Raw genomic sequence first — 11,981 nt, forward strand, 5'->3', positions numbered from 1 at the left:
TGCGCTCAGCTCCCGCCGAACAGCAGTGCCTCGGCCCGGTCGACGACCTCCTCGCGCGTCTGCCCGGGGTGCCCGGCCAGGATCAGGTCGGACGCGATGGCGGTGCAGAACGCGAGCAGGCAGCGGGTCTCCAGCTCGACCGGATCGGTGAACCGGTCGGCGAACTGGGTCCGCAGGAAGCCCAGGCGTTGGTCGTCGACCCGACGGAGCCGCTCGGCCACGCCCTCGTCACGGCGGGCCCACTCGCGCACCGCGAGGTCGAGGGTGAGCAGTTCGGGGGTGAAGGTCAGCTCACCGGCCCGACGGGCGCGGGTCCGTGCGTCGCCACCTTCCTGTTCGACCCGGTCGAGGACCTCGTCGATGCAGCGTCGCTCCCAGGTGTCCAGCATCTCCTCGAGAAGTGCCCGGCGGTCGTCGAAGTAGCCGTAGAAGCCGCCCTTCGTGACACCCAGCTGCGCGGCCAGTGCCTCGACCCGCACCGCATCCGGTCCGCGGGCGGCGAGCACGCTCAGGCCGGCGTCGATCCAGGCCGCCCGTGGGGTGCGCGCTCGCGCCATCCCGCCTCCTCCTCGATCTGTACGGGAGCGTACAACAGCGGTACGGTGTGAAATATACGCTGCCGTATAGATCGGAGAGGGATCATGCCCCGACACCGCCTCGCACGCAGACACCTGACGGTCGCGGCCGGCTGGCTCGCCGTCGGACTCGGCGCCGCCCACACGGTGGTCGCCTCGCTGGACGATCGACGGACGCTCACCGGGGCCTGGGCCGACGGGTGGTGGGACACGGTCCGTCTCGCCGAACCGACCACGCCGTCAGAGGCCGAACGGACCACCGTGCTGTGGCGCACGCTCGGGAGCTTCGGCGCTCCGATGCTCGCGCTGGGCTCGCTCGTGCTGTGGTCGGAGCGCCGCAACGGACGGGTCCCGGCCGGGATCGGCTGGGTCCTGCTGGCGTGGGGGGTCCCGTTCACGGCGATGATGCCCCGTTCGCCGAGCTGGACCGTGCCCGTCATCGGTGCCCTGCTGGTCGCCGGGGACCGGGAGCCGCGGTCATGACCGCACAGATGGTGCGGGCCAACGGCGTCGACCTGTGCGTGGAGGGGTTCGGCGAGCCGCGCGACCCGGCGATCCTGCTGATCATGGGGGCGGCCGCGTCGATGCTGTACTGGGACGCGGAGTTCTGCGCGCGACTGGCCGGAGCCGGCCGGTTCGTGCTCCGCTACGACCACCGCGACACCGGCCGGTCCAGCTGCTCACCACCCGGCGCGCCGGACTACGGGCTGCGCGACCTCGTCGACGACGCGGCAGGCCTGCTCGACGCGTTCGACCTCTCCGCGGCGCACGTGGCAGGCATGTCGATGGGCGCGGCGATCGGTCAGCTGCTCGCGCTCGACCACGCCGACCGGGTCGAGACGCTGACCCTGATGTCCGGCACACCCGGTGGTCCGGGGCACGAGGCCCCGGACCTGCCGCCGATGTCGGCCGCCCTCGCGGCGATGTTCGCCGAGGAGCAGCCCGAACCGGACTGGTCGGACCGCGACGCCGTGGTCGGGTACCACGTCGCGGGCGAACGGGCCTACACCGGTGGCCTGCCGTTCGACGAGCTGGGATGGCGCGCGCTCGCCGAGCAGACGTTCGACCGGACCGTGGACAGCGCGGCCGCCTTCACCAACCACTTCCTGCTCGATCCCGGCGCGCCGTGGCGCCGGCGGTTGGGGGAGATCCGGGTCCCGACGCTGGTGCTGCACGGCACCGACGACCCGTTCGTGCCGCTCGGACATGGGATCGCCCTCGCCGAGGAGATCCCGGGCGCGCGGCTCGTCGAGGTGCCGGGCGCCGGTCACGAACCGCCCCCGCGGCCGCGGTGGGACGTGGTGGCCCCGGCGATCGTGCAGCACACCGCGTCGTGATCGCCGGCCCGTGGCGCAGTGGTGGGGTGACGTCGTTGGGACGCGGCCGGGGTCGCCGAGCCGCGGGCGGTGAGCCCGGGCGGGTCACTGCGGGACCGAATCGCGGGCCAGTTGTCGTCCCACAGCGGCGGTGCCGTCGGTCTCGGCACGGATTCTGCTCTGTTCTGTCAACGGTTCAGTACCGTGCCGTCCCGGTCGGCGTCACGCCGAAGGTCTCGTCGGGACCGCCCCGGCGAGCTCCCGGGCCTTCGCGAGTTCGATCTTGCCGGTCGGGGTGCGCGGCAGCTCGTCCACGACGACCACGACCCGCGGCACCTTGAAGCCGGCCAGCGCCGCGCGGACCAGCCCGCGCAACCGCTCGGGCAGCTCCGGGCCGGCGCCGGGGGAGGCGACGACCGCGGTCACCCGCTCACCCCACACCGGGTCCGGTACCCCGACGACCACGCAGTCGGCCACCGCCGGATCGGTGAGCAGCACGTCCTCGACCTCCTGCGGGTGCACCTTCTCGCCACCGGTGTTGATCACCCCGGCGCCGCGTCCGAGGAACCGGATCGCGCCGTCCGGTGTCAGCTCGGCCAGATCACCGGGCACCGCGTAGCGGACCCCGTCGACGATCCGGAACGTCGCGGCGGTGCGCTCGGCGTCGCCGTGATAACCGAGCGGGAGGGGGCCGCGGTAGGCGAGCGCCCCGGTCCCGGACTCGCCCGGCGGGAGCACCCGGCCGTCGTCGGTGATCAGACGGGTCGCCGGCACCGGGCGGAACGTCGACGGGAGGTCCTGCACCGAGCGGGTCACGGCGAAGGCGAACGGGCCACCCTCGCTGGCCGCGATCGCATCGGTGATCGTGACGTCGGTGCGTTCGTGCAGTGCCTGCTTGGCCCGGTCGCCGAGCGCGGTCCCCGAGCTCAGCACCACCTGCAGCGACGACAGGTCGTGCGGCGCACCTGCCCGCTCGGCCCGGACCAGTTCGTCGACCAGCGGGACGGCGACGGCGTTGCCCGCCACCACGATCGTGCCGGCCCGTTCCGCGGCGACGGTCTCCCAGACGTGCCGGGGGTCCAGCCTGCCCGGCCGGGTGAGCACCGCCCGGCCGCCGACGAGCAGCGCACCGAGGGTGTTGAACAGCCCGGTCCCGTGCATCAGCGGCACCACCGGCAGGGTGGCCGGCGACCGGTCGCCGGTGCGGGCGGCCACCGCGAGCTCCACGGCGTCGTCGAGATCGGTGGGCGGGGCGGCGCGGCCCAGTGGCCCGAACACCGCGACCGCGATGCTGTGCAGCAGGTCGGCCTGTTGCCACACGACGCCCTTCGGCCGTCCGGTGGTGCCGCCGGTGTACATGAACAGCCGGTCCGAACCCGGCCGCGGGACGTGCGGGCGGGGCGGGGTGGCGCGGCGGGTCTCCGCCAGGTCGGCCGCCTCCGGGCCGGGGTCGCCGTCCGGTGCGTCGCCGTCGCGGACCAGCAACCGCAGTGCGGGCAGGTGCTCCGCGGCGTGGGTGACGTTCGGCGCGAGCGGCCCGCTGAACACGATCGCGGCGGCACCCGCGTCGTCGAGCAGCGAGGTCAGCTCGGCCGAGGTGTAACGGTAGTTCGCGTTCACCGGGACCGCACCGAGCTTGAACGCCGCGAAGACCGTCTCCAGGTACGCCGAGCCGTTGTACAGGTAGCAGGCGACGGTGTCCCCGGCCCGGACCCCTGCCGACTCCAGCGCGGTCGCCAGCCGCGCGGCACGGTCGTCGAACTCGGCGTAGGTCCACCGGGCCCCGGGCTCGCACACGGCGACCTCCTGGGGGAGCCGGGTGGCGACGGCCTCCCACACGGTTCCGAACGCGACGTCCATGCGGCCACGGTAGGGAAGCGACGGTACGGGCTGCGATCGGCCGATGACCGTCGCGGCGGCGGTCGTCCGGCCGTCGGGGGCCGGAGCGTGCCTCGGGCGGCGATCGCCGTGTCGGTGATGGGGGCGCGTCCGATCCGCCCACTGTCAGGGTGGCGAGACCTGCAACCCGCGCACCGTCGTCTCCGACGGTGCCGCCCCCACCCGTAGCCCGATCCCGCCGCCGACGGGGCCCGGTTCGGGCACCGTCACCCGCGGCAGCGGCCGTCCGTCCACCTCGACCCGCAGCTCGGTCCCGGTGAGCGTCGCCGAGACCCGGTGGGTGGCGGCGTCCGGGAAGCGTGCGGTCGCGAGCTCGGCGCCGTCCGCGGTGCTGATCTTCATACTGCTGCGGCCCACCGAGATCCGCAGCGCGCCCGCGGAGCCCTCGCGCAGCAGCAGCGCCGAGTAGCCGCCGCGCTGCACCGTCCAGTCGCCGGTCACCGTGTAGTCGCGCCAGTCGGCCGTCCGGTCGCGGTGCAGCCACGCCGTGGTACCGGACTCGTCGCGCGCACGCAGCACCACACCGTCCGGGCCGACCGCGAGCGGCGCGTCCGGGGCGGTCGAGGGCGGTGCGCCGTCGTCGTCGGTCCATCCGGCCGGGTCGAGCGGGTCGACGTCGGCGGGGGTGGGCGCGGGCAGACCGGTGACGATCGTGTCGAACAGCTCCTGCGCGGTGTCGGTGTCGGCCCCGACCCGCGGGACGAACCCGCTCGCCAGGTCCGCGGCGGTGGCCCAGCGACGGGCACTGTCGTTGGTGAAGAGCAGCTCGTAGCGGTCGGCGAGGATCTGCCGGCCGGCCAGCGCGACGGCGGGATCGTTGCTCGGGGTCAGCGATGCGCTGAACGGGAAGGCGAACAGTGACGGGCGGCCGTGCCCGTGGAGCTCCAGCGCGGCGATCGCGGCGTCGGCGTCGGCGGCGAGCCGGGCCCGTGCCTGCTCCGGGGACTCCAGCGAGCCGTCCGCCTGCACCAGCCGGTTGATCAGGAACGGCCAGCTGCGCCCCTCGCCGACGTCGTGCCGGTCGTGCCCGGCGGCGGTGTGACTCTCGATGTCCCACCGGCCGGTCTCCCGCATCGCGGTCAGCTCGTCCCAGGTCAGGTAGTACGGGTAGTGCTGGCCGACCCGGCCGGTGATCACGAAGGCGACACCGCGGAAGCCGTACTGCTCGAGCAGCGGGTCGGCGTAGCGCCACACCCCTCCGGTGCCGTCGTCGAAGGTGATCATGACCGGCCGGTCGGGCAGCACCGAGGGATCGGTCCGCGCGGCGAGCAGGGTCTGCGCCGAGATCGAGGTGAACCCGGCGGCGCGCAGCACGGCCAGGTGCTCGGCGAACGTCGCGGCGCTGATCGTGAACCGGCCGTCGGACTCGGGGGCGACGTCGTGGTAGCTGAGGACCAGCACCGAGCCCGCGGCCCTGGCGGTCACCGCGGGGTCGTCGGCGAAGGCGGCGTGCTCGGCCGACGGTCCGGCCGCGGCGGGCACGACCTCCTGGTCGCGCACCGAAGGTGGCGCGGCGAGGGTCTCCCCGAGCCACCGGGTCCCGATCACCGGGAGCAGTACCGCGAGCACGGCGACCACGGCGAGCACGGTGCGCAACCCGGCCCGGCCGAGGATCGAGCGCGGTGTCCAGACACGTGGCATCGGTGCCATCAGAGGATCCCCATCCAGTACAGGATCTGGCCGCGGGTGAGCAGCACGGCGAAAACGGCCGCCATGAGGACGGCGAAGAGGAGGTCGAGAACCCGGTCACGGGTGCTGGGCACGTCGTTCACCCCCGGGACCAGACGCCGCGGCGCAGCGTGGTGGCGCTGTAGGGCAGCAGCCAGGACAGCGCGAGCGAGGAGATCAAGCTCATCAGCGGCCGGTACCGCCACCGCGGGTCGCCCGGGTTCTGCCTGCGGTACCCGGCCGCCCACACCCCACCTTTGAACAGGATGCCGAGCACGTAGAGCAGCGAGACCAGCCAGGCGCCGTGCAACGGCAGCCAGACCAGGTGCCGGAAGGCCATCACCGGCGCGAGCAGCACCCACAGCACGTGCCCGTAGAACAGCAGGGAGGGCAGCACACCGCGGCGCCAGTAGAAGCCCCCGGTGAAGAACAGGTTGCGCACGAAGCTCTTCTTCCAGCGCACCTGCTGGCGCAGGAACGAGCGGACGGTGTGCGGGACCGTCGTCCGGACGCGCGCGCTGCGGGTGTACTCGATCCGCCAGGCGCGCGGCGGGACGGGCTGCTGCGCGAGCGGGTCGTCGGCATACTGGCGGACCAGCCGGTCCCCGGTCCAGTACTGGCCGAGCACGTAACCGGTCAGCTGCCGGTCGGTGGCGAACCGGAACTCCGCCCCGGCGAAGCGGTCCCCGGCCCAGGCCGGCAGGTAGGGCGCGACCGCCTCACGGCGGAACGCGGCCAGCGGGCCGGAGACGCAGCTGACCCCGCCGTACACGCTCTCGGCCGCCTTGGCGATCCCGAACTGCCCGTCGTACCAGGTGTCCTGGACCCGGGTGAGGATGTTGGTGTCGGCGTTGAGGGCGCGGGCGTGCCCGCTGACGCCGCCGATGTCGGGGTGCGCGACGATCGCACGGACGGCCCTCTCGACGGCGTCCGGCTCGACCACGCAGTCCGAGTCGGTGAACACCACGATCTCGCCGGTCGCGTGCCGGAAACCCTCGACCAGGGCGCGCTTCTTGCCGACGTTGGCCGGCATGGTGAGCACGGTGACGCCGAGCTCGACGGCCAGCACGGCGAGCACGTCCGCGGTGCCGTCGGTCGAGCCGTCGTCGACCACGACGACCTGCAGCCGGGGGTAGTCGGAGGCGGCCATGCTGCGGACGCAGTCCTCGATGCCGTCCACCTCGTCCTTGACCGCGACCAGGAACGACACCGGTGGCAGGTCCTCGGTGCGCAGCGCGGTCGCGGCCTCGTCGGTGGCCGGGTCGGTGTAGTAGCCGAAGGCCAGCGCGAACGTCACGAACAGCGCCGTGGTGACGCCGACGCCGTAGAGGGTGAGCCAGGTGTCCCCGGCCAGCGAGGTCAGCTTCCAGGTCAGCAGCATGGTCACCGGGGCGAGCGCGGCCAGCACGACGACCGGGCGACGGTCGATCCCGTCCAGCGGCCGCCGCAGGTAGGAGCGCACGACGGTGCGTTTCCGGTGCCGTGCCGGGATCGCCGGCGACACCCGGGTGACGGTCGGGCCGGGGCCGGGCTGGGCGGTCGCGGTGCTCACAGCACGTACCGGTTCGGTGCGTCGGCGAGCCCGTAGGCGGCGTCGAGGACCGGAGGCGCCGGCCGGCCGGCGGTGTCGTCGGTCAGCCAGGAGAGGTCGGCGTCCGGGGAGACGGTGTGTGTGATGACCAGGTCCCAGTCGGCGGCGGAGGCGTCGGGGTGGCGCTCGAGCGGACCGTCGGAGGTCCGGATCCGCTCGATCAACGGGTCGGTGAACTTCACCTCCGCACCCAGCCTGCGGAGCTCGTCGATGACGGTGAGCGCGGGCGACTCGCGGACGTCGGCGACACCCGGCTTGTACGCGACACCGACCACCAGCACCCGTGCCCCGGTGACCGGGAGGCCGTTCTCGGCGAGCACCTCGCGGGCCCGCAGCACGACGGCGTGCGGCCGGGCCGCGATCGCGCCCATCGCGGCCTCGGTGAGCGGGGCGGCGACCGGGCCGGAGCGGAGCTGCCAGAGCAGGTAGTGCGGGTCGCACGGGATGCAGTGTCCGCCGACCCCGGGGCCGGGCCGGAACGCCATGAAGCCGTACGGCTTGGTCGCGGCCGCGTCGACGACCTCGCGGACGTCCACCTCGAGGCGGCGGGCGATCCCGGCGAACTCGTTGGCCAGCGCGATGTTCACCGCCCGGAACGTGTTCTCCAGCAGCTTCGTCATCTCGGCGGCCTCGGGGGAGGAGACGGTGTGCACCGCGGCCGAGGCCGGGAGCAGCGCGGCCGCGGCCCGCCTGCCGCACTCGGGGGTGATGCCGCCGACCACCCGGGGGGTGCGCTCGGGCAGGTGGTCGGCCACGCCCGGGTCGATGCGTTCCGGGCTGAAGGCGACGAAGACGTCCTGCCCGACGACCAGGCCGCGTTCGGCCAGCGGCGCCACGAGCAGGTCGCGGGTGGAGCCGACGTAGGTGGTGGAGGTCAGCACGATCGTCTGGCCGGGCACGGCGTGGGCGACGACGGTGGCGCAGGCGGCGCGCAGCGCGGTCAGGTCCGGGACCAGGTGGTGGTCGACCGGCGTGGGGACGCAGACCAGCACGGTCCGGGCGGCGGCCAGCGCCGCGGGATCGGTGGTGAGCTGCAGCAGTTCGGTGCCGATCCGGCGGTCGAGGCGGGCCCGGTCGGACGGCAGCAGGTCGACGTCTCCGGTGCGGATGGCGGCGAGCCGGTCCGGGGCGACGTCGAAGCCGATCACGTGGTGACCGTTCTCGGCGAGTGCCAGCGCGGTGGGCAGGCCGACGTAGCCGAGCCCGACGATCCCGACGGTTCCGGTGCCGGGGTCACACGTCGATACCGCGGTGGAGTGGCGCGCCGGTACAGCGGCGGAGCCGCTCGTCGGTACAGCGGCGGAGCCGCTCGTCGGCACAGCGGCGGAGTCGCGCGGCAGCGTGGGCCCGGCAGGTGCGGTGCGCGGGGCAGGAAGCGTGGCCGGACCGGACTGGTCGGACGTGGCTGGAACGGCCACCGAGGTGAGCGACATCAAGACTCCACCGGATTGCACACGGAGCGTCACTCCATGTGATTGAGAGTAGAACTATTTCCATGGCTAAGGTAGCCCGTAGAAGGGTGCTTGCGACAGGGTCGTGACCGAAACCATATGCGAAGCGTGACATGGATACCAACCTTCGAGTGAAGGCGCTCACCAGGCGTGATCTGTTGTGTCAACCCTTGTGGGTGGTGTGCGGTTCGTGCTGCGGGACAGCCGCGTCACACTCAGTAGCCATGCAGAAGCTGAGGCCGTTGCACGCGAGGAATAGCTGATGTCGCTCATCGTGACTACGAAGAGTTATTTTTGAGCCGAGCGGGCGCCATGTCGACGGCGACGGAGCGGCAGCTCGGTGTCGGGTCGAACGGGCCCGGTCGGGCGGGGTCGGGCGGCCGGATTTGTCCTGCGGACCGGTGAGCGCAAGGATGCGCGGCATGCGGACGGCCGACGACGCCCGGGCCCGGCTGGTGGCCGATCTGGAGCGTGAGGGCCGAGTGCACAGCCCGCGGATCCGGGCCGCGTTGCTGGCCGTGCCCCGGCACCTGTTCCTGCCGGGGAGCGACCCGATCGCGGCCTACGCCGACGAGGCCGTGCCGATCAAGTCCGCCGACGGGGTGACGGTCAGCTCGGTGTCCCAGCCGTCGATGGTGGCGATCATGCTGGAACAGCTGGACGCCGCACCGGGCCACCGGGTCCTGGAGATCGGCGCCGGCGCGGGCTGGAACGCCGCGCTGCTCGCACACATCGTGGGCTGTCGCGGGGCCGTGACCACGGTCGACATCGACGAGGACCTGGTCGAGGGCGCGCGTGCCAACCTGCTCGCGGCCGGGTTCGACGAGGTCGAGACGATCACCGCGGACGGTGCGGGCGGCTACCCGCCCTCGGCGCCCTACGACCGGATCGAACTGACCGTCGGCTCCACCGGCATCCGTCCGGAGTGGGTGCTCCAGCTGACCCCGACCGGGCGGCTGCTGCTCCCGCTGACCGTGCGCGGCAGCCAGCTGTCGGTGGCTTTCGCACGGACCGGTCCGCACCGGCTCGCTTCGGTGTCCGTCCGCAGCTGTGCTTTCGTCCGGCTCCGGGGCGCTGGCGCCGACCCGGGCGCCGACACCGTGCTGCCCGGATCCGGATGGACCGTCCAGCACTGCGGCAACGGTGCCCCGGAGCCCGATCCCGGAGTGCTCGAACGCGTGCTGCACGAGAACGGGGTGGATCGCCCGGCACCCGTCGCCGGGTCGGTGTCGGACCTGTGGGACGGCCTCGGACTGTGGTCGGCGCTCGCCGATCCTGCGGTCGTCCGGCTGCTCGGGCCGTCCCGGGGACGGCTCGCGGACACGCTGTTCCCGCTGGCCGGAGGCCGCGCCGGGCTCGGCATCACCGCCGACGACGGCTGCGCCCTGCTGCTCGCCGAGCCGGCTGCCACACTGCGCTCGTTCGGCCCGGACGGCGGCGCCGCCGCCGACCGGCTCGCCGGACTGGCCGAGGACTGGATCGCGGCCGGCCGGCCGCATGCCGCGGACCTGCGGATCGACGCCTTCCTCGGCGGATCCGACGACGGGTCACCGGCCGGGGACTGCCTCACCGACACGGCCGGCACTGTGCTGTGCCCGAGCTGGGGCCCGCGCCCCGGTGAGCGCACGGCGCCGCCCTCGCCCCCTCGGCCCCCGGCCTGACGGAACGGGCGCCGACCTGCAGCCGGGCACCCGCTCGTCGCCGCATCGGTCGGCTCACCGCTTCGGCCGGCCACCGCGACGCGACCGGCTGCGACGACGCGACCGGCCGCGGCAACGCGGCAGACGTCAGGAACCGGCCGTGTCGGTGCGCGCGCCGTGTCGTGCGATGCGCAGTGCTCAGTCCTTCGGCTCGAGGTGCACCAGCGGGATCTCCCGCTCGGTACCGCGCTGGTAACCGTCGTAGTTGCGGTACTTCCCGGCGATCCGGGGCCACAGCACCGCCCGCTCCTCGGGGGAGGCGATCCGGGCGCGCATCGGCACCCGGGGGCCACCCTGCACCGAGACCTCCACCTCCGGGTTCGCCTGCAGGTTCAACAGCCACGCCGGGTGCTTGTCGTCCCCGCCGCGGGAGGCGACGACGACATAGCGACCGTCGCCGTGCACCGGTGCGGTCAACAGCACGGTGCGCGGCGCGCCGGTCTTCCGGCCGATCGTGGTGAGCTCCACGACCGGCATCCCCATTGCCGAGTAACCGATCTTGCCACCGGTGAGCTTGATCAACAGGCGGTGGCCGGCGTTCATCGCCTTCAGGGCGAGATCCGGAGGTTTCATGACATCGACCCTACTCGCGGGTAGTGCCGATGCTTCCGTCCGCGACCCGCGACCCGCGACCCGCGACCCGCGACCCGCGACCCGCGACCCGCGACCCGCGACCCGCGACCCGCGACCCGCGACCCGCGACCCGCGACCCGCGACCCGTGGCACGGGCTCGGGCACAGCACCGCGTCCGCACCCGAGCGCCTGATCAACCGGCGAGCTTCTCCAGCGACGGCCGCAGCTGATCGAGCAGCCAACCGGTCGACACCGGGTTGGGCGCCTGCAGGGCCACGGCCGTGTCGAGATCGACGGGCACGTAGTTGCCCTCCGCGACCGCGCGCACCCGCTGGACCAGCTCGTGCCCCTCGAACCGCTCCTGGTCGTCGTCACTGGCGAAGGTCATGACGAGCAGGTCGGCGTCGGAGAGCCGGCCGACCTCCTCGTAGGACACCCCGACGGTGCCCGGGGCGAGGCCGTCGGAGGCCGGGGCGTCCCGGAACGACTCCGGGATGTCGAGCCCGAGCGCCCGCATGAACATGGTGGTCTGGTTCTGCTCACCGACGATCATCGGGAGGATCTCGCCGCGTGCCTGGCCGTACAGGTAGGTCTTCCCGGCCAGCCCGGGGAGCTGCTCGCGGATGTCGGCGAGCTGCCCTTCCGCGGTGCTGATCAGCTCCTCGACCTTCTGCTGCTCTCCGATCGCGCGGCCCACCTGGTGGGCGTCGTCCTGCATGGAGCCGACGTAGAGTCCCTCGGCTGGCGCGACCACCGGTGCGATCGCGGTGAGCTGGTCGTAGGTCGCCTGGTCGGTCACCTGCCACGAGGACACGGCGAGGATCAGGTCCGGTTCGAAGGCCGCGATCTGTTCGGCGGAGACCGTGGGGGTGTCGCTGCTGATGGCGAGCACCTCGTCCGGCAGCGGATCGAGGTAGGGCGGCACCGGACCGGAATCGGTGACGTTCCGGGTGGCCCCGACGACGGGAGCCCCGGCAGCCTGCGCGACGGCGAGGTCGTTGGTGCTCAGCGCGACGATCCGCTGCGGCTTCTCGGGGATCGTCGTGTCACCGAAGGCGTGCGTGATCGTCACCGGGAACTGGTCGTCGGTGGGTTCCGACGGCGCGTCGTCCTGGGGTGCGGGGGAGCTGCACCCGGCGAGGACGACCGCAGCCGCGAGCAGGGTGGCGGCCACTGGCAGGCGCCGTCGCGAAACTGTTCTCATGGTG

General features: G+C 73.3%; 10 protein-coding genes. 3 read left to right on the plus strand and 7 right to left on the minus strand.

Going from position 1 to position 11,981, the window contains the following annotated elements:
- Nucleotides 1-5: 5 nt before the first annotated feature.
- Nucleotides 6-557 (minus strand): helix-turn-helix domain-containing protein, encoded by a 552-nt coding sequence (locus tag AB0J24_RS07655; protein ID WP_358677021.1) that lies wholly within the window; start codon nucleotides 555-557, stop codon nucleotides 6-8.
- 84 nt (nucleotides 558-641) lie between these two features.
- Between AB0J24_RS07655 and AB0J24_RS07660 the strand changes: the two genes are divergently transcribed.
- Together AB0J24_RS07660 and AB0J24_RS07665 are read left to right on the plus strand one after the other, a co-directional pair.
- Nucleotides 642-1,058 carry a DUF6463 family protein gene (locus AB0J24_RS07660; protein ID WP_358677024.1) on the plus strand — a complete coding sequence of 139 codons (417 nt, stop codon included), beginning with the start codon at nucleotides 642-644 and terminating at the stop codon, nucleotides 1,056-1,058.
- On the plus strand, nucleotides 1,055-1,912 hold the full coding sequence (locus AB0J24_RS07665) for an alpha/beta hydrolase (RefSeq protein ID WP_358677027.1): 858 nt from the start codon (nucleotides 1,055-1,057) through the stop codon (nucleotides 1,910-1,912). Before AB0J24_RS07660 ends, AB0J24_RS07665 begins: the two co-directional genes overlap by 4 nt.
- A gap of 201 nt (nucleotides 1,913-2,113) precedes the next feature.
- On the opposite strand, the gene AB0J24_RS07670 is transcribed toward AB0J24_RS07665, so the two are convergent.
- The 4 genes from AB0J24_RS07670 to AB0J24_RS07685 form a co-directional block, all read right to left on the minus strand.
- Entirely contained in the window at nucleotides 2,114-3,751 is a 1,638-nt protein-coding gene (locus AB0J24_RS07670; protein ID WP_358677030.1) for an AMP-binding protein, read from the minus strand.
- Between the two features lie 144 nt (nucleotides 3,752-3,895).
- Nucleotides 3,896-5,431: a polysaccharide deacetylase family protein gene (locus tag AB0J24_RS07675; RefSeq protein ID WP_358677033.1), complete on the minus strand. Its 1,536-nt coding sequence runs from the start codon at nucleotides 5,429-5,431 to the stop codon at nucleotides 3,896-3,898.
- 127 nt (nucleotides 5,432-5,558) lie between these two features.
- On the minus strand, nucleotides 5,559-7,010 hold the full coding sequence (locus AB0J24_RS07680; RefSeq protein WP_358677036.1) for a glycosyltransferase: 1,452 nt from the start codon (nucleotides 7,008-7,010) through the stop codon (nucleotides 5,559-5,561).
- Nucleotides 7,007-8,467, minus strand: coding sequence for a nucleotide sugar dehydrogenase (locus AB0J24_RS07685; protein WP_358677038.1), 1,461 nt, complete (start codon nucleotides 8,465-8,467; stop codon nucleotides 7,007-7,009). The genes AB0J24_RS07680 and AB0J24_RS07685 overlap by 4 nt, the downstream gene beginning before the upstream one ends.
- Nucleotides 8,468-8,922: 455 nt before the next feature.
- Here AB0J24_RS07685 and AB0J24_RS07690 point away from each other — a divergent pair, with 455 nt between their 5' ends.
- Complete coding sequence (locus AB0J24_RS07690; protein WP_358677041.1) at nucleotides 8,923-10,161, plus strand: methyltransferase domain-containing protein; 1,239 nt, start codon at nucleotides 8,923-8,925, stop codon at nucleotides 10,159-10,161.
- Nucleotides 10,162-10,338: 177 nt separating this feature from the next.
- On the opposite strand, the gene AB0J24_RS07695 is transcribed toward AB0J24_RS07690, so the two are convergent.
- A complete protein-coding gene (locus tag AB0J24_RS07695) occupies nucleotides 10,339-10,773 on the minus strand; it encodes a nitroreductase family deazaflavin-dependent oxidoreductase (protein ID WP_358677044.1) in 435 nt (144 codons plus the stop codon).
- Nucleotides 10,774-10,966: 193 nt separating this feature from the next.
- Nucleotides 10,967-11,947, minus strand: coding sequence for an ABC transporter substrate-binding protein (locus AB0J24_RS07700; RefSeq protein WP_358677047.1), 981 nt, complete (start codon nucleotides 11,945-11,947; stop codon nucleotides 10,967-10,969).
- Between the last annotated feature and the right edge of the window lie 34 nt (nucleotides 11,948-11,981).

Origin of the sequence: Pseudonocardia sp. NPDC049635 (genome assembly GCF_040659795.1) — a bacterium.
In the GTDB taxonomy this organism is placed as follows: Bacteria; Actinomycetota; Actinomycetes; order Mycobacteriales; family Pseudonocardiaceae; genus Pseudonocardia.

Excerpts from the sequence above, each read along its gene's own strand:
- AB0J24_RS07695 (WP_358677044.1), bottom strand. The coding sequence starts at position 10,773 with ATGAAACCTCCGGATCTCGCCCTGAAGGCGATGAACGCCGGCCACCGC.
- AB0J24_RS07690 (WP_358677041.1), top strand. The coding sequence starts at position 8,923 with ATGCGGACGGCCGACGACGCCCGGGCCCGGCTGGTGGCCGATCTGGAG.
- AB0J24_RS07675 (WP_358677033.1), bottom strand. The coding sequence starts at position 5,431 with ATGCCACGTGTCTGGACACCGCGCTCGATCCTCGGCCGGGCCGGGTTG.
- AB0J24_RS07660 (WP_358677024.1), top strand. The coding sequence starts at position 642 with ATGCCCCGACACCGCCTCGCACGCAGACACCTGACGGTCGCGGCCGGC.
- AB0J24_RS07665 (WP_358677027.1), top strand. The coding sequence starts at position 1,055 with ATGACCGCACAGATGGTGCGGGCCAACGGCGTCGACCTGTGCGTGGAG.
- AB0J24_RS07655 (WP_358677021.1), bottom strand. The coding sequence starts at position 557 with ATGGCGCGAGCGCGCACCCCACGGGCGGCCTGGATCGACGCCGGCCTG.
- AB0J24_RS07670 (WP_358677030.1), bottom strand. The coding sequence starts at position 3,751 with ATGGACGTCGCGTTCGGAACCGTGTGGGAGGCCGTCGCCACCCGGCTC.